This is a genomic window from Arthrobacter sp. CAN_A212 (genome assembly GCF_015752345.1).
In the GTDB taxonomy this organism is placed as follows: domain Bacteria; phylum Actinomycetota; class Actinomycetes; order Actinomycetales; family Micrococcaceae; genus Arthrobacter_D.
On record NZ_JADOUT010000002.1, the window covers coordinates 159,467 to 181,393 of the forward strand.

At 65.9% G+C, this 21,927-nt stretch carries 15 protein-coding genes and 1 tRNA gene; 11 read left to right on the forward strand and 5 right to left on the reverse strand.

What is annotated here, in order from left to right; genetic code table 11:
• The first annotated feature begins 100 nt into the window (after nt 1–100).
• The gene (locus IWX64_RS03360; protein WP_196865752.1) at nt 101–760 is read left to right on the forward strand and encodes an MBL fold metallo-hydrolase; all 660 of its coding nucleotides are present in this window, start codon (nt 101–103) and stop codon (nt 758–760) included.
• On the opposite strand, the gene IWX64_RS03365 is transcribed toward IWX64_RS03360, so the two are convergent.
• Nucleotides 757–2,445: an alkaline phosphatase D family protein gene (locus tag IWX64_RS03365; protein ID WP_196865753.1), complete on the reverse strand. Its 1,689-nt coding sequence runs from the start codon at nt 2,443–2,445 to the stop codon at nt 757–759. The two genes, IWX64_RS03360 and IWX64_RS03365, sit on opposite strands and share 4 nt — an antisense overlap.
• 46 nt (nt 2,446–2,491) lie before the next feature.
• The gene (locus IWX64_RS03370) at nt 2,492–3,574 is read right to left on the reverse strand and encodes a PLP-dependent cysteine synthase family protein (protein ID WP_196865754.1); all 1,083 of its coding nucleotides are present in this window, start codon (nt 3,572–3,574) and stop codon (nt 2,492–2,494) included.
• 136 nt (nt 3,575–3,710) lie between these two features.
• On the opposite strand from IWX64_RS03370, the gene IWX64_RS03375 reads away from it, so the two are divergent.
• Entirely contained in the window at nt 3,711–4,541 is an 831-nt protein-coding gene (locus IWX64_RS03375) for a sulfurtransferase (protein ID WP_196865755.1), read from the forward strand.
• A gap of 67 nt (nt 4,542–4,608) precedes the next feature.
• Nucleotides 4,609–5,040: an HIT family protein gene (locus tag IWX64_RS03380; protein ID WP_196865756.1), complete on the forward strand. Its 432-nt coding sequence runs from the start codon at nt 4,609–4,611 to the stop codon at nt 5,038–5,040.
• A 22-nt stretch (nt 5,041–5,062) separates the two neighbouring features.
• On the opposite strand, the gene hrpA is transcribed toward IWX64_RS03380, so the two are convergent.
• From hrpA to IWX64_RS03400, 3 genes are all read right to left on the reverse strand, one after another.
• Nucleotides 5,063–9,034 (reverse strand): ATP-dependent RNA helicase HrpA, encoded by a 3,972-nt coding sequence (gene hrpA, locus IWX64_RS03385; protein ID WP_196865757.1) that lies wholly within the window; start codon nt 9,032–9,034, stop codon nt 5,063–5,065.
• A 35-nt stretch (nt 9,035–9,069) separates the two neighbouring features.
• Nucleotides 9,070–10,026 carry a helix-turn-helix transcriptional regulator gene (locus tag IWX64_RS03390; protein ID WP_196865758.1) on the reverse strand — a complete coding sequence of 319 codons (957 nt, stop codon included), beginning with the start codon at nt 10,024–10,026 and terminating at the stop codon, nt 9,070–9,072.
• A gap of 304 nt (nt 10,027–10,330) precedes the next feature.
• Nucleotides 10,331–10,403, reverse strand: a tRNA-Arg gene (locus IWX64_RS03400).
• Nucleotides 10,404–10,564: 161 nt separating this feature from the next.
• Here IWX64_RS03400 and argS point away from each other — a divergent pair.
• The 8 genes from argS (at nt 10,565) to prmC (ending at nt 21,927) form a co-directional block, all read left to right on the forward strand.
• A complete protein-coding gene (argS, locus tag IWX64_RS03405; protein WP_196865759.1) occupies nt 10,565–12,214 on the forward strand; it encodes an arginine--tRNA ligase in 1,650 nt (549 codons plus the stop codon).
• 2 nt (nt 12,215–12,216) lie between these two features.
• A complete protein-coding gene (lysA, locus tag IWX64_RS03410; RefSeq protein WP_442859025.1) occupies nt 12,217–13,701 on the forward strand; it encodes a diaminopimelate decarboxylase in 1,485 nt (494 codons plus the stop codon).
• Between the two features lie 16 nt (nt 13,702–13,717).
• A complete protein-coding gene (locus IWX64_RS03415) occupies nt 13,718–15,070 on the forward strand; it encodes a homoserine dehydrogenase (protein ID WP_196865919.1) in 1,353 nt (450 codons plus the stop codon).
• Nucleotides 15,071–16,198, forward strand: coding sequence for a threonine synthase (thrC, locus tag IWX64_RS03420; protein ID WP_196865760.1), 1,128 nt, complete (start codon nt 15,071–15,073; stop codon nt 16,196–16,198).
• A complete protein-coding gene (gene thrB, locus IWX64_RS03425) occupies nt 16,191–17,207 on the forward strand; it encodes a homoserine kinase (RefSeq protein ID WP_395939816.1) in 1,017 nt (338 codons plus the stop codon). The genes thrC and thrB overlap by 8 nt, the downstream gene beginning before the upstream one ends.
• A gap of 308 nt (nt 17,208–17,515) precedes the next feature.
• Entirely contained in the window at nt 17,516–19,792 is a 2,277-nt protein-coding gene (gene rho, locus IWX64_RS03430; RefSeq protein WP_196865761.1) for a transcription termination factor Rho, read from the forward strand.
• 150 nt (nt 19,793–19,942) lie between these two features.
• Complete coding sequence (gene prfA, locus IWX64_RS03435) at nt 19,943–21,019, forward strand: peptide chain release factor 1 (RefSeq protein WP_196865762.1); 1,077 nt, start codon at nt 19,943–19,945, stop codon at nt 21,017–21,019.
• 14 nt (nt 21,020–21,033) lie between these two features.
• On the forward strand, nt 21,034–21,927 hold the full coding sequence (prmC, locus tag IWX64_RS03440; protein ID WP_196865763.1) for a peptide chain release factor N(5)-glutamine methyltransferase: 894 nt from the start codon (nt 21,034–21,036) through the stop codon (nt 21,925–21,927).

Genomic DNA, 21,927 nt, shown 5'->3' on the forward strand with positions numbered 1-21,927 from the left:
CCTCCTGGCGGCTCGTACGTTACTGACCCCGCGAACAAGGTTACCAGCGCTCCGCGGACAACCCTGTTGGCGGGCAGGGCCCTGACGGTAGGCTGACGCGATGAAGCTCACCAAATTCACCCACTCCTGTGTCCGGCTGGAAAAAGAGGGTGCGGTGCTGGTCCTCGACCCGGGATCGTTCTCCGAGGTGGAGACCGCCCTCGCCGGTGCGCACGCACTCCTGATTACCCACCAGCATCCCGACCACATCGATGAGGACCGGGTGGTGGCTGCACTCCACGACGACCCGTCGCTGGTGGTGTATGCGCCGGAGGTGGTCGCGAGCGCGCTGGCCGAACGCCTCGACGGGGACGCCGCCGGTAGAGTGCACACGGCCGCGCCGGAGCAACGCTACAGCGTTGCCGGGTTCGAGGTGCAGACCTTCGGCGGCCAGCACGCGATGATTCACCCGCAGATCCCGGTAGTCGCGAACATCGGCTACGTGATTGACGGCAACCTCTACCACCCGGGAGATTCCTTCATCGTCCCCCACGGCATCGACATCACCACGCTGCTGGTCCCGGTGCATGCCCCCTGGTCAAAGATCGCGGAGGTGATCGATTTTGTCACCTCGGTGCGCGCGCCGCGGGCCTATCAGATCCACGACGCACTGCTCAATGACACGGGACTGCAGATGGTCGAGGGCCACGTCGCCCGCCTCGGCGGGCTGTACGGCACCGAGTTCCGCCATCTTGCCCCGGGCGAGAATGTGATGATCTAGTGCTGGGAGGACCCGGCCCCCGCGGCTGAGGTCCGGGGGGAGACGGTCACCGTCGAGACCTGCTCGAGCTTCGGCGAGAGGTGGTCGCCGTCGACCACGATGCCGCGCTCCCACCAGAACCGGAGCCCGTCGGGGCCGTCCTGGAGGCCCGCGAGGTTGTTGTCGAACCAGGGCCCCTTCAGGCCTGACCACCGGAACGGCGGGTTCGGGACTTTGGCTGATCTGGCCACCAGCGCCCCCACCGGGCTCGCGACGCCGTAGGACAAGATCGCCGTCGCAAACCGCATTGCCCGGGGGAGCGGGTTGCGGATGGGTGAGCACACCGCCTGGATGATCCGGCTGCCCGAGGTGCGCTCCACCTCGGAAACGTACGAGAAGTGCACGTCCCCGGAGAGGAAGGTCACTGTCTCCGGCGCCGGCCCGCGCAACCCGTCGGCCACCTCGACCGCCATTCGTGCGACAGTCCTGAAGCTCCGCTGGAAAGCGCCCCAGTGTTCCAGGTCAACGGTGCGCCGCATCTTCTCACCGATTTTCGCGCCAAACCTGCCCCAGGCGCCGTCGGCCAGCGCCTCGTTCCAGGCTTCGATGTGGTGCAGGCCTGCGGGGAGCAGGAAGGGCAGCGAGGTGGCGACCAGCAGGTGACGGAAGCCGCCCTGCATCTGCCCATCCAGCCAGTCCATCTCCTGATCGTCGAGGATGGAGCGCTTGTCGGGGTCGAGCACCCGACCCGCGCGGGAGTCGACGACCACCAGGCGCACGTCGCCGATTTCCCGGGCAAAGCTCCAGCGGTAAGTGGCGGGTTGTCGGTTCGCCCGGTCGGCGAACCGGTCCAGCACATCACTGATGTCCAGTTCGTTTTCCCCGTGATGCGCAGCGATGACCTGCCAGATTTCGTCGTCGGCACGGTTCTGCGGGGAGAGGTTGCCCAGATGCTGGTGCACCCAGTAGGACCCGAGTCCCGAGACGATGCGCCCCTGCCACCAGGACGTCTCCTCCATTGACTGCTTCCATTTCAGGGAGGTGTTCCAGTCGTCCCGGATGTCGTGGTCGTCGAAAATCATGGCGCTGGGCAGGGTCGACAGCAGCCACCGGTTGGCATCGTCCGACCACGCCAGGTTGTACAGGTGCGCGTACTCCTCGTAATCCTTCAGTTCCTCGCCGGGTTCCTCGGTGATGTCCCGCCGGGTCTTGATGAACTCCTGCATCGCGTCGCTGGTCACATCCGCGTACACCTGGTCACCGAGGAAGACCACCAGATCGGGCCACGCGACGTCGTCGACGCCGTTCGCCATGTTGAGGGCGTAGGCCCGCATCGAGTCGACGCCGTGCTTGCCGTTTCCTGCCTCGTTGTGGGGGACGCTGGTCCGGCACGAGCCGAAGGCCATCTTGATCGGCTTGCCGGGTGCCAGAGTGGCGATCTTCGAGGGCGGGTACGTGGATCCTTCCTCCGGCCACACCAGCTCACCGTCAATCGACACCGTGTACTCGGAGACGGAGCCGGGTTCCAGCCCATCGACTTCGACGAGGGCGTAGTGGTGGCCGTGGACGCCGAAAGTCCGGGCGGTCCAGGTGCGCTGCCCTGCAGCGACCGTCACCTGGGCTGCGCGGCGGGTTTCCACCCAGATGCTGGCCGACGTCAGGTCGACATACCGCATCATGGGACCAAGCACCAGGGAATCAGTCATTACTCAGTTCTACCCGGTTCGCGTGGCCGCCGCTATCTGGCTTCTCTCAGTCGTGCCACGTCCCGGTGCTGAAGAACCGCTCCAACTGAGCCGTTGCGGGTGCCGGATCCAGGCCGCGGGCGGCCAGCCAGGCGTCGTCGTCGTACGACCCGGCATACCGGGTGCCGGCGTCACACATCAGCGACACCACGCTGCCCCGCCGTCCCTCGGCGACCATTTCGGCAATCAGGCACCAGACACCCCACAGGTTGGTCCCGGTGGACGGCCCGGCGTGGAGCCCGGTGAGGTCCCTCAGGTGCCGCATCGCGGCGACGGAGGCCGCATCAGGCACCTGAATCATGTGGTCAATCACTCCCGGCACAAAGCTGGGTTCCAGCCGGGGCCGTCCGATGCCCTCGATGCGGGAGGGGCTGCCCGCCGCGGAGGTGCCCCGGTTGAGCCATGCCGGGTAAAACGCCGAGTTCTCCGGGTCGACGACGGCCAGCCGGGTCCGGTGGCGCTGGTACCTGATGTACCGGCCGATGGTGGCACTGGTGCCACCGGTTCCGGCCCCCACCACGATCCAGTCGGGGATTGGGTGTTGTTCCAGCGCGAGCTGGCCGAAGATCGATTCGGCAATGTTGTTGTTGCCACGCCAGTCGGTGGCCCGCTCCGCATAGGTGAACTGGTCCATGTAGTGGCCACCCGTGGTGGCAGCGAGTTCAGCGGCCGCGTCATACACCTCTGAGGCGTGGTCCACGAAGTGGCAGGCCCCGCCGTACTGCTCGATCAGGTCGATCTTTTCCTTGCTGGTGGTCCGGGTCATCACGGCAATGAACGGCAGGTCGAGGAGCTGTGCGAAATAGGCCTCCGAGACGGCTGTCGAACCACTCGACGCTTCGACGATGGTGGTGTTCTCAGTAATCCAGCCGTTGACCAGGCCGAACAGAAACAGGGACCGTGCCAGGCGGTGCTTGAGGCTGCCGGTGCGGTGCGTGGACTCGTCCTTGAGGAACAGATCCACTCCCCAGTGCTCCGGCAGGGGGACCGCGTACAGGTGTGTATCGGCAGACCGGTTGTTCTCGGCCTCGATGCGGCGGATCGCTTCCGCAGCCCAGGACCTTTCGGAGAGGGGCGTCAGGATAGTCACGGGTTCAGCCTACCGGCCACAGCCCCGTCCGGTCCCTGAGCCGCCAGGCAATGGATTACAAAACCAGCACGGGCTGTGGTGGACTTGTGCACATAGGCCCGGCAGTGCTGCCGGTCACATTCAAAAGGAGATCTTGATGAAGACTCTGATGGACGTGCAGGCCCTGCGGGACCGGATGACCTCCGGTCTGCAGACGGTCCTGCTGGATGTCCGCTGGACGCTGGGCGATCCCCACGGTCACGGTCATTACCAATCAGCCCACATCCCCGGCGCCGTCTACGTTGACCTGGAGTCCACGCTCAGCGCCGAACCGTCAGCCCGCGAGGGCAGGCATCCGCTGCCGACTATCGATCGCTTGCAGGAAGCTGCCCGGCAGTGGGGCATCAACGACGGCGACGTCGTCGTCGCCTATGACAATTCCGGCAACACCTCGGCCGCACGTCTCTGGTGGCTGCTGCGCTGGGCAGGGCTCGAGACTGTGCACCTGCTCGACGGCGGACTCACCGCCTGGACTGCCGCCGGCTTCGAGACCGAGGGCGGCGAGGAACAACACTGTCTCGGCGAAGTCGACCTGACGCAGGGGGCCATGCCGGTGACCCCGATCGATGCCGTCTCGGACGTCGCACGGGACGGCGTCCTGCTGGACGCGCGCGCCGGTGAACGGTTCCGCGGCGAGGTGGAACCGCTGGATCCGAAGGCGGGCCATATTCCCGGGGCGATCAGCGCACCCACCACCGAAAACCTCGCCCCCGACCTGCGGTTCAAGACGCCGCAGGACCTCCGGGAAAGGTTCGAGGCCCTCGGTGTCAGCGACACGGTCGACGTCGCCGTGTACTGCGGGTCAGGGATCACCGCCGCCCACCAGATCGCTGCCCTGGAGATTGCCGGCTACCGTGCCGCACTGTACCCGGGATCATGGTCCCAGTGGTCGTCGCGGTCCGAGTTGCCGGTGGCAACCGGAGCCTAGCCGGCCCACCCGGCCCGGCACCGGCCACCTACCCACCCACCCCGACCAAGCATCCGAGGAGTTTCGCATGAGTACCCTGTTCACCAAGATTATCGACGGTGACATTCCGGGGCGCTTCGTCTGGAAGGACGACGACGTCGTCGCTTTTCTCACGATCGCACCCCTGACCGACGGGCACACCCTGGTGCTGCCCCGGCGGGAGGTGGCGCACTGGGTGGACGCGGAACCTGAGCTTCTGGGCAAGGTGATGGCCGTGGCGCAAACCATCGGCAAGGCGCAGGTGACCGCGTTCGCACCGAAGCGGGTGGGCGTGCTGGTGGAGGGGTTCGAGGTGCCGCACCTGCATGTCCACGTCTGGCCGACGCAGAGCGCGAAGGACTTCGACGTTCACGCGGTGGACCACAATCCGGACCCGGCGCGGCTCGACGCCAACGCCGCAGCGCTGCGGGATGCGCTCCGGGAGGCGGGCCACGGAGCGAACGTGGCCGGGGACAGCTAGCAGCGGGCTGGCCAGTGGGCTGCTAGCCGGCGGTGCCCACCCCGGCCCGCTGCGCCGCCATCGCCTCGCCGATCGCGGCGCGGATCCGCTTCTCCGAGACGGTGTAGGCGGTCCCGAGTTCTTGCGCGAACAGGCTGATCCGCAGTTCCTCGAGCATCCAGCGCACCCGCAACAGTGCGGGCGGGGTTTTCCGTCCGCCCGGCACGAGGGCAGCGACGGCGTCGTCGTACTCATCTTCCAGCCGCTGCACCACCGCCGTCCCGAGGGAATCGCGCTGGACATTGCCAGCCAGCTTGGCGATCCGGGTCTCGATGCCGGTCAGGTACCGGGGCAGATGGCTGAGCTGGGTGTAGCCCGTTTTCGCGACGAAGCCGGGGTACACCAGCTGTTCCAGCTGGCTCCGCACATCATTTAGTGCAGTGATCAGGGCGAGGCTGGTGGTCCCCTTGAGCTGTTTCTCGATCCGCCGGGTGCTGGAGAGGATCTTTTCCACGGTGGCCGTGACGGTGAAGACAGTGTCGATGAGTTCGGCCCTGACAGTCTCGTAGAGGGAACTGAATTCGGCCTCGGTCCAGGGCAGGGACTCCGGGGTGAGCTTGTCGACGGCCGCCAGGGTGCAGTCCCCGATCAGTCCCGCGACGCTGCCGTGGGGGTTCTGCGTGAACGTGAGCTTCTCCGCATTGCTGAGATGCTCCAGGACGTACTTGGCCGGGCTCGGGACGCGGACCGCGAGGAGGCGGATGACCCCGTCGCGCATCGATGCATCCTGCTCCGCGGGGTTGGGGAAGACCGACACCCCGACGGCGGTGCCCTCGTCGGACAGTGCCGGGTACCCGGTCACGGTGTGGCCATTCACCAACCGGGTGACCTGCCGGGGCATGTCACCGATGGTCCAGGCGGTAAGGCCGGACCGCTCGGTGATCCCAATGTCTGTGGGTGAGCTGTCTGTCGGTGAGCCGTTTGAGGGTGAGTTGTCTGTCGGTGAGCCGTTCACGGCGGCCCGCGCCTGAACCCGCGCTGGAGCCTTCGCTGGCCGGGTGGTGGACGGCGTGGCACCCAGGGACTCGGCGATCGCGCGGCGTGTCTGTGGTGCCAACCGTTCCTGCAGCGCGGTCAGGTCGGTGCCCTCGTCGAGGATTTTGCCCTGGCCGTCCACCACCTGGAAGGTCATCAGGAGGTGCTCAGGCAGGACGGCGCGGTTCCAGGAACCGGGTGCGATGATGTGTCCCTTCAACCGCCGCAACGCAAGTTCCAGCGACTGCTCCAGATCGTCCCGGTCGGGGTCAAAGTCGGTGTTGAGTGCTGCAACGGCACTCCGTGCCACATCGGGTGCGGGAATGAAGTTCTTGCGCACCTGTTTCGGCAGTGACTTGATCAGCGCGGTAACCAGTTCCACCCGCAGCCCCGGGATCTGCCAGTGGAATGGCCTCGCCTCGAGCTGGTTCAGGAACACCACGGGGATCTGGACCGTGACGCCGTCTGAGGCGCCCTGGACACCGGGGGAGAACTCGTAGCTCAGCGGCAGGTCGAACCCTCCCTGATGCCAGGTCTTGGGGAAGGCAGACTCGTCAAGGTCATCCTCGGCGAGCACATCGCCGGGAAGGAAGTCCAGGAGTTCCGGCTGACGGTGGCGGGTGTCCTTCCACCAGGAGTCGAAGTGCCGTTCGGAGACCACCTCGGGTCCCACCCGGGAGTCGTAGAACTCGAACAGGGTCTCGTCGTCGACCATCAGGTCACGACGGCGCAGCCTGTTCTCCAGCTCCTCGATTTCCGCGAGGCGTGCCTTGTTGCGGTGGAAGAACTTATGGTGGGTTTTCCAGTCACCTTCAACCAGGGCATGCCTGATAAACATCTCGCGGGCAACCTCGCGGTCGATCCGCCCATAGTTGACCCGGCGCTGAGGGACGATCGGAACGCCGTAGAGGGTCACCTTTTCATGGGCCATCACCGCGCCCATCTTGCGGGACCAGTGTGGCTCGCTGTAACTGCGCTTGACCAGGTGAGGCGCCACCTCTTCCGCCCACAGCGGGTCGAACTTCGCGGCGACCCGGGCCCAGAGACGGGAGGTTTCAACCAGTTCGGCAGCCATCACCCAGTCCGGCGACTTCTTGAAGAGGGCGCTGCCGGGGAAGACCGCGAACCGGGTACCCCGCGCACCGGCGTACTCGCGCTTGCGCTGGTCATAGAGTCCAATGTGGCTGAGCAGCCCGGCGAGCAGGCTGATGTGAATCGGGGTGTCGTTGCCCACCGGATCCACTGGGTCAGGAGACAGCGTGATCCCCAGCGGTTTCGCCAGCTGCCGGAGCTGGGCAAACAGGTCCTGCCACTCGCGCACCCGCAGGTAATTGATGAACTCGTTGCGGCACAGCTTGCGGAACTGGGTCGAGGAGAGTTCCTTCTGCTGCTCCTGCAGGTACCGCCAGAGGTTCAGGTAGCCGGTGAAGTCGGAGTTCTCATCCAGGAACCGCTTGTGCATCGCCGTGGCGGTTTGCAGCTTGGCGCCCTGGTCGGCCTGCGGGCGTTCCCGGGGGTCCTGGATGGTCAGGGCCGCGGCGAGCACCATCACTTCCTTGGCGCACCCCCGCTCGCCGGCCTCGACGATCATCCGGCCCAGGCGCGGATCCACCGGGAGCTGCGCGAGCTTCCGGCCGACCTTCGAAATGCTGCCGGACGGTTCGAGGGCACCGAGCTCCTTGAGCAGGGTCACGCCGTCGTTGATGGCCTTGGAGTCCGGTGGTTCGACGAAGGGGAAGTCGGCGACATCTTTGGGGCCGCGGGTGACGCCCATCGCGCTCATCTGCAGGATGACGGCCGCCAGGTTGGTGCGCAGGATCTCGGGATCGGTGAACGGGCGGCGGGCGTCGAAGTCTTCCTGGGAATACAACCGGATGGCGATGCCATCCGACACCCGGCCGCAGCGCCCGGAGCGCTGGTTCGCCGAGGCCTGCGACACTCGCTCGATCGGTAGCCGCTGCACCTTGGTGCGGTGCGAGTACCGGGAGATCCGGGCGGTACCGGTATCGATGACGTACTTGATGCCCGGGACGGTCAGCGAGGTCTCCGCGACGTTCGTGGCCAGGATGATGCGGCGGCCTGGACCGGAGGGACGGAAGACCCGGTGCTGTTCCTGCAGCGACAACCTGGCGAACAATGGCAGGATATCAGTGCCCTTGAGCCTGGGGTTGACCTGCACCCGGGCGCGAAGGGCGTCGGCGGCGTCCCGGATCTCGCGTTCGCCGGAGAAGAACACCAGGATGTCCCCGGGTGCTTCCGTGGCGAGTTCGTCGACGGCGTCACACACCGCATCGAGCGGGTCGCGGTCCTCCTCCTGGTCCCCGGGGTCGGCGCTGTCGTCTGCCTCGCCGGCCGGTTGGCTGAGCGGACGGTACCTGATCTCCACCGGGTAGGTGCGGCCCGAGACCTCAATGATGGGTGCAGGCTGCTTGACGCTCACGGCTTCATCGGCGGCGAAGTGCGCGGCGAAGCGCTCCGGATCGATGGTGGCGGAGGTGATGATGAGTTTCAGGTCGGGACGCTGGGGGAGGATCCGCTTCAGATACCCGAGGATGAAGTCGATGTTCAGGCTCCGCTCGTGGGCCTCATCGATGATGATCGTGCTGTATTTCTTCAGCAGCCGGTCGTGCTGGATCTCCGCGAGCAGGATGCCGTCAGTCATCAACTTGATCTTCGTGCGGCGGCTGACCTCCCCGGTGAACCGGACCTGGAAACCGACCTCCGCTCCCACCGTGACATCGAGTTCCTCGGCAATCCGTTCGGCGACGGTGCGGGCTGCCAGCCGGCGGGGCTGGGTGTGGCCGATCAGCCCATGCTCGGCGAGCCCCAGTTCCACGCACATCTTGGGGATCTGGGTGGTCTTGCCGGAGCCGGTCTCGCCAGCGATGATCGTCACCTGGTTCGCGGCGATCGCGGCCATGATGTCGGCGCGGCGCTCGGAAACCGGGAGTTCGGGGGGATAGGAGATTTTCAGTGCCATGGTTGGTACCAATTCTAGGCCTTGGGAGAACCGGATCAGTCCCCGGCTGCCCTACTCAGCCGGGCCGCTGCCAGCCGGGCGCGCTCACGCATCTGCGGCGGATCCAGGATCTCGAAGTCCAGTTCCAGCGCTACCATGTGCATCAGGGGCCAATCGAGCGAATCGAATCCAGCCCGCATGATCGTGTGGCCGTCCCCGTCGCTCTGGAGTTCAGCCGTGTCCGGTGAGATCTTCTGCGAGACGTCGGCGATGTTCCCGGCGAGCCGGACCACGACGTCGTACTTGTAGGGTGACCGGGTAATTGATTGCTGGACGTACAGTGCGAGGTCCCGGGCAGGCAGCGGCCGGGGGGCAAAGCGGTCCCGCTGGGCGGGGACGCTCTGACAGCGGTCCACCCGGAACGTCCGCCAGTCCTCACGGGTGGCGTCCCAGGCCACCAGATACCAGCGCCGACCGGTGTCCACCAGCCGGTAGGGTTCAACGATCCGACGCGACGATTCACCGTCCTGACGGGCATACCTGAACACGACCGTGCGACGTTCGGTGATCGCCGCGGAGAGTGCCGTGAGAATCTCGGGCCGCACCGGGGTGCTGACCGCGGCCATCCGGGTGACGGCGTTGCGCAGACCGGCGAACCGGGGGCGCAGCCGGCCCGGCAGGACCTGTTCCAGTTTGGTGAGCGCACGCACGGAGGCTTCGCCGATGCCCGCCACGGGGCTTGCGGTGACGGCGCTGAGGCCGAGGGCGACGGCCAGTGCTTCGTCGTCGTCGAGCAGTAGCGGGGGCAACTGGGCACCTGCCCCGAGCTGGTAGCCACCGGCGACACCGGGGGAGGCGTGAATGGGGTAACCCAGGGTGCGGAGCTTGCCGATATCGCGGCGAACCGTACGCTCGGTGACATCCATCCTGTCGGCCAGGGCGGAGCCCGTCCATTCACGGCGCAGCTGAAGCAGAGACAGTAATTTCAGCAGCCGGGCCGAGGTTTCCAACATGCACCCAAAATACTCCCCAACCAGGTCAGAAACTGTCCTCAATCGCTTTTACCCTGAATCCATGGACATCACGATGGAACTGACAGACCAGTTGCGGTGGTATTGGGAGCATCAGGCTCGCCCCCGGCTGGATGGGTTGAGCGATGAGGAGTATTCCTGAACCGGTGCCAGCGCCGGTCACCACAATTGCCTGGCGGATGGGGCACCTGATGGTGGGGGTGCTCAGGTCGCCCTCAACCCAGGCAGCCGACCGGCGTTAAAGCAGGCAACCCCCGGATTTCACTGAAATCCGGGGGTTGTTCTGTGCCCTCGATAGGATTCGAACCTACGACCTTCTGCGCCGGAGGCAGACGCTCTATCCCCTGAGCTACGAAGGCGTGGAGCCGGTCGTACCGGCCCCGTAATTGGGACTCATTGAGCTTAGCAGGGAAGCAGCCCCTGACGAAAACCCCTCTTGCGGGGCCTCCCGTTCGAGGGGAGGGGGCAGCGGAGGCGTCACAGAAATGGCCGCAGCGTTGCGCCCCGTTATGCTGGACGGGTGACTCCTGAAGAACTCTCTGCTGCCATCTCCTCATGCCTCAAAGACGCCGTCGTTGCTGGCGAATTCGACATCGAGCTTCCCTCTGAGGTCCGGGTGGAGCGACCCAGGAGCCGCGAGCACGGGGACTGGGCCACCAACATCGCCCTCCAGCTGTCCAAGCAGGCGGGAATGAACCCCCGGGAGTTCGCCCAGATCCTGAGCGGGCGCCTGGAGCAGATTGACGGCGTCAAGACCGTCGCGATCGCAGGTCCGGGCTTTCTCAACATCACCCTCGATGCCGCCGCCGCCGGTGAACTTGCCCGGTCAATCGTCGAAGCCGGCGACACCTACGGCAACAGCGGGCTGATGGCTGACACCAGGATCAACCTGGAGTTCGTCTCGGCGAACCCCACGGGTCCCATCCACCTGGGCGGCACCCGGTGGGCGGCCGTCGGCGATGCGCTGGCCCGGCTGTTCCAGTCCCAGGGTGCAGCGGTAACCCGTGAGTACTACTTCAACGATCATGGCGCCCAGGTGGAGCGCTTCGCCCGGTCCCTGTGGGCCAGCGCCAAGGGCGAGCCATCGCCGGAGGACGGCTACGGCGGCGCCTATATCGACGACATTGCAGCCCGCGTACTGGTTCTCGACCCTGCCATCCTTGACCTGCCGCAGGACGAGTCGGTCGAGCGGTTCCGGGAGCTGGGTGTCGATCTGATGTTCGGCGACATCAAGACATCGCTCCATGACTTCGGCGTCGACTTCGACGTGTACTTCCACGAACACTCGCTCTTCGAGGAGGGGTTCGTCGAGGGTTTGCTGGAGAAGTTGAAGACCTCGGGGAACCTGTACCTCGAGGACGGCGCCTGGTGGCTGCGGTCCACCGAGTTCGGCGACGACAAGGACCGGGTGGTCATCAAGTCCGACGGCGCTCCCGCCTACATCGCCGGCGACATCGGCTACTTCGTCAACAAGCGCCGCCGGGGCTTCGACCTGAACATCATCATGCTCGGTGCAGACCACCATGGCTACGTCGCCCGCCTCAAGGCTGCAGCGGCGGCCCTCGGCGATGACCCCGACACGGTCGAGGTGCTGATCGGCCAGATGGTCAACCTGATGAAGGACGGTGTCCCGGTCCGGATGTCCAAGCGGGCAGGCACCGTTGTCACCCTCGAAGACCTGGTCGATGCCGTCGGCGTGGATGCCGCCCGGTACACCCTGGCGCGCTTCTCGGCCGACTCGAACATCGACATCGACCTTGACCTGCTCACCCGGCGGACCAACGACAACCCGGTGTTCTACGTGCAGTACGCGCACGCCCGGACCCATGCCGTGGAGCGCAACGCCGTAGCCGCCGGAGTGGACACCAGTGCTTTCGACGCCTCCGAACTCAGCCACCCCACCGAGGGCGAGCTGCTGGCGGCGCTCGGCCAGTTCCCCGGCATGGTGGCGCAGGCCGCCGCGTTCAGGGAACCGCACCGGGTGGCCCGCCACATCGAGGTCATCGCCGGCACCTATCACCGCTGGTACGACGCGTGCCGGATCGCGCCGCTGGGCGAGGAACCGGTCACCGATCTGCACCGCACCCGGCTCTGGCTGAACAACGCCACGCAGCAGGTTCTCGCCAACGGTCTGGGCCTGCTCGGCGTCTCGGCACCGGAGCGGATGTGAGCATGGGACCCGAAGAGATGCGCCTGACCGCTGCCGTCCCATCCGTGGCCTCGCCGCTGGCCCCTCCATGGCTGAGCTATCCCGACGACGTCAACCGGCTCGACCCTGCCCTCTGGGCGCAGGACGTCGCCCGCCCGGGCGAGGAACTCTCCATCGGTGGGCTCACGGTCAGCGCCCTCGCCGAAGAGTTCGGCACCCCGCTGTTCGTCCTGTCCGAGGACGACTTCCGGGCACGGGCCCGCAGCTTCAAGGACGCGTTCGACGCCGCCTTCGCAGACCTGTGCGGGGGAGTGGATGTCTACTACGCTGGCAAATCGTTCCTCTGCACCGAGATTGCGCATTGGGGAGCCGAGGAAGGGTTGCGCCTGGACACCTGCTCGGCCGGCGAGCTGGCGATCGCTATGCGGGCCGGCATTCCCGGCGAGCACCTGAGCCTGCACGGGAACAACAAGTCCGACGCAGCCCTCCGCCGGGCGCTGGACCTGAACGTGGGCCGCATCGTGGTGGACAGCCTGCCCGAGCTGGAGCAGGTTGCCGCCCTCGCTACCTCCCTCGGCACCACCGCGAACGTGATGCTCCGGCTCACCCCGGGCGTGCACGCGTCCACGCACGAATTCATTGCCACCGCTCACGAGGACCAGAAGTTTGGCTTGTCCCTCGCCGGTGGGCCCGCGGGCCCGGGCACTGGCGACGTAGCCTCCTCCCCGGCAGCGCAGGCAGTCGCGGCGGCGCTGGGTCACGAGTCGGTCAACCTGCTGGGCGTCCACTGCCATATTGGTTCGCAGATCTTCGAGCCCGAGGGCTTTGAGCTCGCCGCCCGCAGGCTGCTTGCCTTCCTCGGAAAGGTCCGCGACCTGCATGGGCGGGAACTGCCCGAGCTGGATCTGGGCGGCGGCTACGGGATCGCGTACACCGAGGTTGACGCTCCCCGCCCGCCAGCCGAGATTGCCTCGGCGATGGCCGACGTCGTGCGCTCCACCTGCGCGGAACTCGGCCTGGCCGTGCCCAGGATCTCGATTGAGCCGGGCCGGGCGATCGTCGGGTCAACCACTTTTACCCTGTACACGGCCGGTATCACCAAAACGGTCAGGGTCGACGTCGACGGCGACACCCAGCCGCGGCGTTACGTTTCGGTGGATGGAGGGATGAGCGATAACCCCCGCCCGGTCCTCTACGACGCCAATTACTCGGCGGCCCTTGCGTCGCGGACATCCGGGGCGGCCCCCGTGCTGTCACGGGTGGTCGGGATGCACTGCGAAAGCGGCGACATCGTGGTCCGTGACGTCTATCTGCCGGAGGACACCGGTGCGGGCGACCTGCTGGCCGTCCCCGGGACGGGCGCCTACTGCTGGGCGCTGTCGAGTAACTACAACTGGGTCGGGAGACCTCCCGTCGTGGCCGTCCGGGATGGGCAGGCACGGCTGATCGTGCGCGGCGAGACCGAGAACGACATCCTGGCCCGTGACATCACTCGCACCACCAACTGATTGCAGGAGCGACACAATTTCACCCGTTACAGACTCGAATTCACCCGCCCTTTCGACACTGAAGGTTGCGCTGCTGGGCTGCGGCAACGTCGGCTCGCAGGTGGCGCGGATCCTTCTTGAAGATGCCGACGCGCTGGCCGCACGGACCGGTGCACGGCTGGAGCTGACCGGCATTGCGGTCCGGAATATCGACGCCCCGCGGGACGTCGACCTGCCGCGCGAACTCTTCACCACCGATGCCGAGGCGCTGGTGGAAGGCGCCGACATCGTGATTGAACTGATGGGGGGCATCGAGCCTGCGCGGTCCCTGATCTTGCGCTCCATTGAGCACGGCGCCACGGTGGTCAGCGGCAACAAGGCGCTGCTGGCGCTCGACGGGCCCACCCTCTATGAGAAGGCCGATGCGGCCAGGGTCCAACTGTCCTACGAGGCCGCGGTGGCTGGCGCCATCCCGATCCTGCGCCCCATCCGGGACAGCCTCTCCGGCGACCGCATCACCCGGGTGCTCGGAATCGTCAACGGCACCACCAACTTCATCCTCGACCAGATGGACACTACCGGCGCGCAGTTCGACGACGCCCTGGCCGAAGCCCAACGGCTCGGTTATGCCGAAGCGGACCCCACGGCGGACGTCGAGGGGCACGACGCCGCGGCGAAGGGTGCCATCCTGGCCTCGCTGTCCTTCCACACCCGGTTCGCCCTGGAAGATGTCTACTGCGAGGGCATCACAAAGGTGACCGCCGACGATATTGCGGCCGCCAAGGATGCCGGTTTTGTGATCAAGCTGCTGGCCATCGCCGAACTCCTGCCCCGGGACGACGCCGACGGCGCCGGCTCCCAGGGCGTCAGCGTCCGGGTGCACCCCACCCTGCTGCCCCGGGATCATCCGCTGGCTGCTGTCCATGGCGCGTTCAACGCCGTCTTCATCGAAGCTGAAAACGCTGGCGAACTGATGTTTTACGGCCAGGGGGCCGGTGGCACCCCTACCGCCTCGGCGGTGCTGGGCGACGTCGTCAGCGCGGCACGACGGATGGTGCTCGGCGGCCCCGGACGCACCGAAACCACCACCGGGCATGTGCCCTCGATGACTATCGACTCCGTGAAGACCAGCTACTCGATCGGCCTCGATGTCGCGGATCAGCCAGGTGTGCTGGCCCGGATCGCCCAACTGTTCGCCGAGCAGGGCGTCTCGATCGAGACCATGCGGCAGAATATCCATCCAACAGGCACGCCGGGGGAGGCCACCGCTGAACTGCGCATTGTCACCCACCGTGCCACCGAGGCGGCCCTCGCCACGACCGTTCAACATATCCAGGACCTCGCCGTGATCAACTCGGTGACGAGCGTCCTTCGAGTGGAAGGAGCCTAAGTGGCTCACCAATGGCGCGGCGTTATCCGCGAGTACGCCGACCGTCTGCCCGTCACCGAGTCCACTGAGGTCATCACCCTCGGTGAGGGCGGGACCCCTCTGGTTCCGGCCAAGGCGCTCTCCGAACTGACGGGCTCCCAGGTCTTCCTCAAGGTCGAGGGGATGAACCCGACCGGATCCTTCAAGGACCGGGGAATGACCATGGCGATCACCGCTGCGATCGAGGCCGGTGCCAAGGCAGTGGTGTGCGCCTCGACCGGAAACACCTCAGCCTCCGCCGCGGCGTACGCCACCCAGGCGGGCATCACCTGCGCCGTTCTGGTACCGGACGGCAAGATCTCAATGGGCAAACTGAGTCAGGCCATCGCTCACGGGGCAGAACTGCTACAGGTCAACGGCAACTTCGACAACTGCCTCGACGTCGCCCGCAAGCTCGCCGAGGCGTACCCGGTTTTCCTGGTGAACTCAGTCAATCCGGCGCGGATCGAAGGCCAGAAGACCGGGGCCTTCGAAGTTGTTGATGTCCTCGGCGACGCCCCCGACTATCACCTGCTCCCGGTCGGCAATGCCGGCAATATCACTGCGTACTGGAAGGGCTACAAGGAGTACTCGGAGCCCTACTCCAACCCCCACCTCATCGGCGACAGCACGGTGCTCGCGCCCGTCTCCACCAAACGGCCCATCATGTGGGGCTTCCAGGCGGAGGGCGCCTCGCCGCTGGTCAAGGGACACCCGGTGACCGAGCCCGATACCCTTGCCACGGCCATCCGGATTGGCAACCCTGCCTCCTGGGACCAGGCGATTGCCGCCCGGGACGAGTCCGGGGGCATCATCGAAGCAGTCACCGACGAGGAAATCCTCGACGCGCACCGCTGGTTGTCCGCACGCGAAGGTGTCTTCGTGGAGCCGGCCTCCGCAGCCGGAGTTGCCGGGTTGTTGAAAAAGCATGCGGCCGGAGAGGCACCGGTCGGCAAGACCATCGTCATCACTGTGACCGGCCACGGCCTCAAGGATCCGCAGTGGGCGCTGAAAGCCGCCGACGGATCGGACGTCGAGCCCACGAAGGTTGATTTCGACGTCGTCAGCGTCGCCACCGCGCTGGGACTCGAGGACGCTGCGGGTGAGTGAGCGGGTTCCCGTGTACTCTTCCGTGATCGACCCTTCGCTGGGGTCCCCGCGGATGGTCGCTGCTGGCCAGGACGCGACCATCCGGGTACCTGCGACCAGCGCAAACCTGGGACCGGGCTTCGACACGCTGGGACTCGCGGTGTCACTCTTTGACACGGTCAGGGTGCGGACCAACACCAGCGGCACCGTGTCGGTCCGGGTTACCGGCGAGGGGGCGGACAGCCTCCCCACCGATGGCAGCCACCTGGTGGCACGGACCCTGCTGGAAACGCTTGACCGGGCGGGATACGGCTGCCCCGGCCTCGAATTGGACACCGAAAATCTGATTCCTCATGGCCGGGGGCTCGGCTCCTCGGCGGCGGCCATCGTCACAGCCGTGCTGGGAGCGAACTTCCTGCTGCCGGACAACGCCCGGATGGAACCACCCGCGCTGCTGCAGTTGTGTTCAACCCTGGAGGGCCACCCCGACAATGTTGCGCCGGCACTGGCGGGTGCGCTTGCAATCTCCTGGGAAACAGGCAGGGTCTTTCGCAGCACCCGCGTCCCGGTGCATCCGTCGATCATTCCGATAGCCGCGGTCCCGTCAAGCAGCCTTTCGACCGAGAGCGCGAGGGCACTGCTGCCGACCTCTGTGTCCCACGCAAGTGCTGCGGCCAATGCTGGCCGCGCCGCGCTGCTGATTGACTCGCTGTCACGCGAGCCGCAGTTCATTCTGGATGCCACGCAGGACGAGCTGCATCAGGACTACCGGGCACAGGCGATGATTCCCAGCGCCACCCTGATGCGTCAACTCAGGGCCCAGGGATTCCCCGCAGTGATTTCCGGTGCGGGGCCAACGGTGATGACTCTCGCCGTCGGGGAAGCGCAGGCGACGGCAGCCGAGAAGGCGATCGTGGCATTGACTGGAGAGCCAAACAACGCAGATTCAGGCGTCCAATGGCGCGTCCTCAGGCTGACCGTTGCCCCCGAGGGTGCTAAACTAGTGGTGCACCAACGGAATGAATCGTGACCTGTCGGTTCGTTGTTCATCTGAGTGCTTCTGCTGATCTGGCCGTCATTTTCTTTTGACCGCCGCAAACTGCATGGTTTTCAGCAGTCGCATCACCTCCGGTGTAACCTCCCAGGAACGTACGAGCATCACCGGTTTGAACTTGAATCGAAAGCCTACTTACTTCCGAAGGTTTTTAGCACGCACGGCCAGGCCGGACTCTTCCGGCAGGACCGAACCCTATCCGCCAGTTCGTCTAACGGTGGCAGGGCTAACCAAACGCGGTCCACATCAGAGTTGGACCGCCCGACGAGGGGGAAGGATCCTTCGTGACTGAAACCACTGACCTGTTGTCAGGTGTGGACACATCAAACGCCGGCGCAGCCGACGCTCCCGCTTCCAAAAGCTCCGGCCTTGCCGGGCTGAAGCTCGCCCAGCTCCAGGCTCTTGCGGGCCAGTTGGGCATTACTGGCGGTTCCAGGATGCGCAAGGGCGACCTGGTCTCGGCCATCTCCGATCATCAGCGCGGCTCTGCGGTTGCAGACCGCCCCAAGGACTCCGCTCCCAGTGACGCCAGCGCACCAGAGTCTGAGGCCGGCCAGTCAAATGGCTCGACCCGTTCCTCGCGCCGTGCATCCAGCCGGACCGCGAGCACAGACAGCGACAGCCAGGACAGCGATGGTGCTGCACAGGAGCCGACCGAGCGTCCGTCGCGCACCCGCAACCGCAACCGACGTGCCGGATCAGACGGCGTCGTCAGCCTGCCTGCCTCTGAGGCTCCCCAGCCGGAAGCTACTGAGGCATCCGGTGACGACGCCCAGAACAGCGGCGGCGACACGAACGGCCGTGAGAACAATGGCCGGGACAATGGCGGCGAACGTGGCCGTGGCCGCGCTCCCCGCGAGAACCGGCGTGGACGCCGCGGCGAAGAGCGTGCCGACAACTCCGCGAACGAATCCCCGGAGACGACGTCGTCGGACGATTCCTCGCGCTCCGACCGGAACAGCGCCGACCGGAACAGCGCCGACCGGAACAGTCAGGGCTCCGGCGAGTCGAACGACTCCTCCGAGCAGAGTGATTCAAACGCGCGCAATGACCGTGGCGGACGGAACCGGAATGAGAACCGGACCGATTCCGGCGACAACCGGAACAACGAAAACCGGAACAACAGCAACGACAACCGGGGTAACGACAACCGGAACAACAGCAACGACAACCGCGACGACGATAGCCGTGGCCGTAGCCGGAACCGCCGTAATCGCAACTCCCGCGATGACAACGGCGGCGGCAACGACCGTGGAAATGACCGTGGCAACGACCGTGGAAACGATCGCGGGAATGACCGGGGCAACGACCGCAGCAGCCGGTTCCGCGACCGCAACGACCGGAATGACCGCCGTCGCAACCGCAACCAGAATCCCGAGGTCGACGACGTCGAGGTAACTGACGACGACGTCCTGCTGCCCGTAGCGGGCATCCTCGACGTCCTCGAGAACTACGCGTTCGTGCGGACCTCGGGCTACCTGCCCGGCCCCAACGACGTCTACGTTTCCCTGGCCCAGGTCAAGAAGCACAACCTGCGCAAGGGCGACGCAGTAGTGGGCGCCATCCGCGCCCCCCGCGACGGCGAGAACCAGAACAACACCCGCCAAAAGTTCAATGCGCTGATCCGCGTAACCTCGGTGAACGGCAAGCCAGCCGAGGACCTCAAGGACCGGGTCGAGTTCGCCAAGCTGGTTCCGCTGTACCCGACCGAACGCCTGCGCCTCGAGACCGAAGCGAAGAAGATCGGTCCCCGCGTCATCGACCTGGTAGCGCCGATCGGCAAGGGCCAGCGTGGCCTGATCGTTTCACCCCCCAAGGCGGGCAAGACGCTCATCCTGCAGGCGATCGCCAACGCGATCACCATCAATAATCCTGAGGTCCACCTCATGATGGTGCTGGTTGACGAACGCCCCGAGGAAGTCACTGACATGCAGCGCACGGTCAAGGGTGAGGTCATTGCCTCCACCTTCGACCGTCCGGCGGATGACCACACAACTGTCGCCGAACTTTCCATCGAGCGCGCCAAGCGTCTCGTGGAAATGGGGATGGACGTGGTGGTCCTGCTCGACTCGATGACCCGTCTGGGCCGTGCCTACAACCTCGCAGCCCCGGCATCCGGACGCATTCTGTCCGGTGGCGTCGACTCGGCAGCGCTCTACCCGCCGAAGCGTTTCTTCGGTGCGGCACGCAACATCGAGAACGGTGGCTCGCTCACCATTCTGGCCACCGCGCTCGTGGAGACCGGGTCCAAGATGGACGAGGTCATCTTCGAGGAGTTCAAGGGCACCGGCAACATGGAGCTGCGCCTCTCCCGGAACCTCGCGGACAAGCGCATCTTCCCGGCAGTCGACGTCAACGCGTCGGGTACCCGTCGTGAAGAGAAGCTGCTGTCCCCGGACGAGGTCAAGATCATGTGGAAGCTGCGGCGTGTCCTTTCCGGACTTGGCGAACAGCAGTCACTTGAGCTGCTGACCAACAAGATCCGGGAAACCCAGTCGAACGTCGAGTTCCTGATGCAGGTCCAGAAGACCACCTTGGGTTCCAAGAACGACGACGACTAGCAAGCCACCCGTCGCCCACGCTCGTCCGGTCCGCCGGATCGGGCGTGGGCGGCTCTGGTTAACCAAACGAGTCAACAGAAATGACGGGTTTCCGGGCCGGTTGAGGTTATGGCTGTTGAAAAGAAATTGTTCGAAAGAGGTATTTCCCAGATGTTTGAGTCGATCCAGAACCTGCTCGACGAGCACGCCGAGCTCCAGCTCAGGCTCTCCGACCCGGCAGTGCACTCTGACCAGGTGCTGGCCCGCAAGCTCGGCCGCAGGTACGCCGAGCTGAGCAGTATCGTCGACGCGCACACCAAATGGGAGGCGCTGAAGGACGATCTCGAAGCAGCACAGGAAATGGCCGACGACCCGGAGTTCGCTGCCGAGGTGCCGGTCCTGGAGGAGCAGCTCGCTGCCGCGCAGGAGCGGCTGCGCCGGTTGCTCATCCCGCGCGACCCCAACGACAGCCGGGACGTCATCATCGAGGTCAAGGGTGGCGAGGGCGGCGACGAAGCGGCCCTGTTCGCCGGCGACCTGCTCCGCATGTACACGCGGTATGCGGAGACCCGCGGCTGGAAGACCGAGATCATCTCGGCCAACGAGTCCGACCTGGGTGGGTACAAGGACGTCCAGATGGCAATCAAGGGCTCCTCCAACGAACCGGGGGAGGGCGTCTACGCCCGCCTGAAGTTCGAGGGTGGCGTGCACCGCGTGCAGCGGGTCCCCGTGACGGAGTCCCAGGGCCGTATCCACACCTCGGCTGCCGGTGTGCTGATCCTGCCCGAGGTGGATGAGCCGGAGGAAGTGGAGATCAGCCAGAACGATCTGAAGATCGACGTGTACCGGTCGTCCGGTCCGGGAGGCCAGTCGGTGAACACCACCGACTCCGCGGTCCGCATCACCCACCTTCCCACCGGAATTGTCGTGGCGATGCAGAACGAGAAGTCCCAGCTACAGAACCGTGAGGCGGGTATGCGGGTGCTCAGGTCCCGGATCCTGGCACACCAGCAGGCGCAGATCGACGCGGCGAACTCCGACATCCGGAAGTCGCAGATCCGCACCATGGACCGCTCCGAGCGGATCCGCACCTACAACTATCCCGAGAACCGCATCGCCGACCACCGCACCGGGTACAAGGCCTACAACCTTGACGCAGTCATGAATGGTGACCTCGAGGCCGTGGTCCAGGCGGGTATCGAAATGGACGAACAGTCCCGGCTTGACGCGATCGGCGAGGACGACTGAGCACCAACTGCCCGATGACCGAACAGATCTCCTCCCGAGAGACGCTTGAGGAAGCGCTGGCGCGAGCCACCGGTATCCTGACCGACGCCGGTGTGCCCAGTCCGCGGGTCGATGCCCACCTACTGGCAGCCCACCTGCTGGGCGAACCGGTGGGGCGGGTCAAAACCATGGCGCTCCTGGGTGCGGCAGCCCCGGCAGGCTTCTTCGAGCTGGTGGCGGAGCGTGCGCTCAGGGTCCCGCTCCAGCACATCACCGGCACAGCCCACTTCCGGCGGCTGGAGCTGGCAGTCGGCCCGGGAGCTTTCATACCCCGCCCGGAGACGGAGTCCGTGGCGCAGCTCGCGATTGATCACGCGCTGACGCTGATCAGACCCCGGGTGGTTGACCTGGGAACCGGAAGCGGCGCCATCGCGGCCGCCGTCGCCGACGAGGTGCCCGGCGCCGACGTCTACGCGGTCGAATTCAGCCCCCTAGCCCATGCGTGGGCCGAACGGAATCTTCAGCCCCGGTCAGTGACACTGATTCTTGGCGACCTGCGGGATGCGCTGGGGGAGGAGGACGGGACGTTCGACGTCGTCGTGTCCAACCCGCCCTATATTCCCTCCGAAGCAGTGCCCCGGGAGCCTGAGGTGGCGGAACATGACCCACAGATCGCGCTGTACGGTGGCGGCAGGGACGGGCTCGAACTGCCCTGGGCAGCGGCGCTCAGCGCGGCGCGGTTGCTGGTGCCCGGCGGTTATTTCGTGATGGAACATGCGGAGGTGCAGGCCCCCGCGATCGCAGCGCTGCTGCGGTCTGACCCCCGCTGGGAAACTGTGCTCACTCACCAGGACCTCACCGGGCGAGACCGCTCCACCTCAGCCCTCCGCACCGAATGCGCCAATCCGGGCGCACCAGTGAAAGGATAA